Genomic DNA, 2,986 nt, shown 5'->3' with positions numbered 1-2,986 from the left:
ACGCGTCAACGTCCTCTGGGCCCTCATTCGTGACGGGAAGCACTACGAGCATGCACTCCCCGTCACATCAGCTGCTTGACAACAACATTAGGAGGTGGTTGGGGGTGGGCAGTCGGCTGGCCTGCTCGGCGCTCTCAACCAGGGCGTCCAGGTAGCGTCTGAGGGTCTCGCCACCGACCTGCGAGAACAGGGCGCGGGCCTGGGCAGCGGCGTCCGGGTGGAGCGTGTAGAGGGTGCCGCGCACAGCGCCGCCGGGGGAAGCGGTCAACAGCCCTTTCCCGGTGAGGGAGCGCATCAACTCGTGTGCCAGGCGGGGCGGGATGCCGACCGCCGCGGCGGCGGTGGGCACATCGGCGGCGGCCGGCAGATGCGCGAGGCGCGCCAGCAGGGCCTCCTCGTCGACGGGCAGGTCGGCGAACGGTGGGAGGGCGTCCAACGGGGTCTCTCCGTTCAAGTCGGTGGTGGCAGGGGTGGCCCTGGGGGTCATCGGATCCCGGCGGCGATCTCGCGGGCGAGGCGGGCCGCCTTGAACTCGACCCGGTCGGCGGCCAGCTGCTGGCGGCGGGCGTCGCGGCGGACGGCTGCGGCGGCGACGGCTTCGCGCAGGGCGGGCAGGTCGAGGACGGTGAGGATCGGGTGGTGGTCGGAGACATCGTCGTAGCCGGCCAGCACCTCCAGGTGCACGGCGGCCAGGGCCAGGGGCTCGTCGGCGTAGACGCGGCAGCCGCGGCCGGTCGGGCTCTGTCCGGGGGGCGCGCAGCACGGTACTGCTGGTGGGCCGCATCGCCTCCTGGGTGCCGAGCAGACGGGCGACGTCCATGAGGCCCTGGGCGATGAGGTCCTCATCCACGCGGGTCGCGGTGATCCGGCCGGTGCCGTGCACGTGGTGTGAGCGGTCGTGCCAGTGGGCGTGGTCCGCGTCCCGGCTGCGGTCGACCTGCTCGCCGACCGCGTCCTCGTTGAAGTCGCCGATGATCAGGCGCAGCCGACTCTGCAGGTTGGATACGTTCTCGGCGGCGATCAAGCGCTCGGTGGGCGAGCAGTAGCTGAGGTGGAGGCCGGCGACGGTGAAGTTGCCCGGCACGCGCCCGCCGACGCCCTGGCGCAAGGTGAACTCGACGTTCACCCGCGGGATTCGCGGGTCCCGGGAGTTAGGCCCCCGGTGGTTGCGCAGGGCGACCAGCGGTCCGTCGCGCCGGACGAAGATGACGGTGCGGTGGGCGGTGACGTCCGTGCCGGCGCTGCGGTGGGCGTCCATGCCGAGCATCCGCGCGGCGTCCTCGACCTGCTCCTCGCGCAGCTCGCCCAGGACGACCAGGTCCGGGTCGTACCGGGTGGCGATCAGGCAGACCTCTTCGAGGTCCTGGCCGTGGTCGGTGGTCCACGACAGGACGGACAGGTACTGCGAGCGCGGCAGCGGCAACGGCGGCAGGCCGGGCAGCGGGATGGGCAGGTCGGACAGGTCGAGCATGGGTTCCTTCGTCTCGTCTCGGGCGGTGCGGTGGGCCGGTGTCGGCGGCGTGCTCACGACGGGCCGGTCGTGAGGGCGGCGGTGACAGCCTCAGTGGCCACGATCGACGCCAGCTCCTTGCGGTCGGTGTCCGGGAGGCGGGCGGCGAGGGGGTGCTCCAGCAGGGCGCGGGCGCTGTACCCGTCGGGCCTCTCCAGCGTCCAGTCGCTGGCGGTCGCGTAGAGCAGGTCGGCGGCCATCAGCGTGTCCGCGGCGGTGCACAGGTCGACGCAGACGAGGGTCAGCTCGGCATCGAACTCGGGGTTGCTGCCCGGCCGGTAGGTCTCGTGGGCCTCGCACAGCGCGGTGAGCTGGTCGGCGAGCACGCGCTTGTCGGGGCGGGGGCCGAGCAGAGTGCAGGCCACGGTGAGCGCGGCGGCCACGACGTGCTCCCACGGGGTGTGGCGGTCGAGGCGGGTTCGGGCCAGCCTTGTTGCGGCGATCTGGTGCTGGCCGCCGAGAGCGAGGGCGATCGTCCCGAGCTGCAGCGCGGCGCTCGGGCCGGGCGGCGGGGTCGGGTCGGCCATCAGGGTGCCCCGGGCCCTCGCCCATTCGCCCTTGCGCGCCAGCGCGTGGGCCAAAGGCAGCAGGGAGGCGCCCTCCCACCAGTCGTAGAGCACGGCGCGGTCGTCATCGTCGGCGCTCAGGCCGGCCAACGACAAGGTACCGATGGCGGGGGTCTCGGCGTCCCGGTTCGTCCCGATCGCCAGCGAGACGGCTTCCAGCAGCGCGATGGCCGTGCCGGGGTGGCCTTCGCGGACCAGGAGTTCGGCGTGGGTGAGCTGCGACGTCAGCGCGCACATGGCGAGAGGAACGGGCAGCGGGCGGGCCTGGAGGAACAGGGCGGTGTGGAGATTGCACAACGCGTACGCCGTCCCGGGGCGTCCCTGGTCGAAGTGCAACTGGGCGGCGCCGCGGTGAACATCGGCGGCCAGGCCCGCGTCCGCGTGGTCGGCGGCGCTGCGGGCGGAGGCCGCGATCTCCTCCACCCGCTGCTCCAGCGGCGGAGCCACCCGCGGGCCGGCGTCGGGGGTCAGAGGGAATCGGGCGAGGGCGGCGCCGAGGGCACCGGCGGGCAGGGCCGCGGTCCACATGCTGAACGCCTGCGGGTAGTTGCCCAGATGGCGGCGGGCGACGGGGTCGTACTCCTCGGCGAGCAGCCCCAGGTCGCTGCGCAGACCCAGCAGATGATCGAAGAGGTCGCGTGCCTCGTCGTCGCGGCCGATGGCCTCCAGTGCCTCGGCCAGCCAGAACGAGCAGGCGAGGAAGGCCCCTTCGTGTCCGGCGAGCCCGTCGACGTTCGCAGCGGCCTCCCGGCGGGTGGCGTAGCGCAGGACCAGTCCGTCCTCGGCGAGGTCGCGCTGCACGGCCTCGACGGTGGCGACGACGCGCTCGTCGTCGGCGGGGAGGAAGCCGACCAGCGGGATCAGCAGCAGGGAGGCGTCCAGGGTCCGGCCGCCGTAGTACTGGGTGAAC

The 2,986-nt window shown here is 73.2% G+C and carries 1 protein-coding gene and 1 pseudogene; both read right to left on the bottom strand.

The genetic code is table 11. From position 1 onward, the window contains the following. Window positions 1–67: 67 nt before the first annotated feature. Entirely contained in the window at window positions 68–1,471 is a 1,404-nt protein-coding gene (locus tag IH44_RS47080) for an endonuclease/exonuclease/phosphatase family protein (RefSeq protein ID WP_081967402.1), read from the bottom strand. Between the two features lie 1,133 nt (window positions 1,472–2,604). Next, window positions 2,605–2,986: pseudogene (locus IH44_RS47535) on the bottom strand (glycoside hydrolase family 15 protein); the annotation flags it as partial.

Origin of the sequence: Kitasatospora sp. NRRL B-11411 (assembly GCF_000721345.1) — a bacterium.
Classification (GTDB): domain Bacteria; phylum Actinomycetota; class Actinomycetes; order Streptomycetales; family Streptomycetaceae; genus Kitasatospora; species Kitasatospora cineracea.
Note: the sequence above shows the minus strand (reverse complement) of the source record. Positions and strands in the feature narration are given on the sequence as shown.

Excerpts from the sequence above, each read along its gene's own strand:
- IH44_RS47080 (WP_081967402.1), bottom strand. The coding sequence starts at position 1,471 with ATGCTCGACCTGTCCGACCTGCCCATCCCGCTGCCCGGCCTGCCGCCG.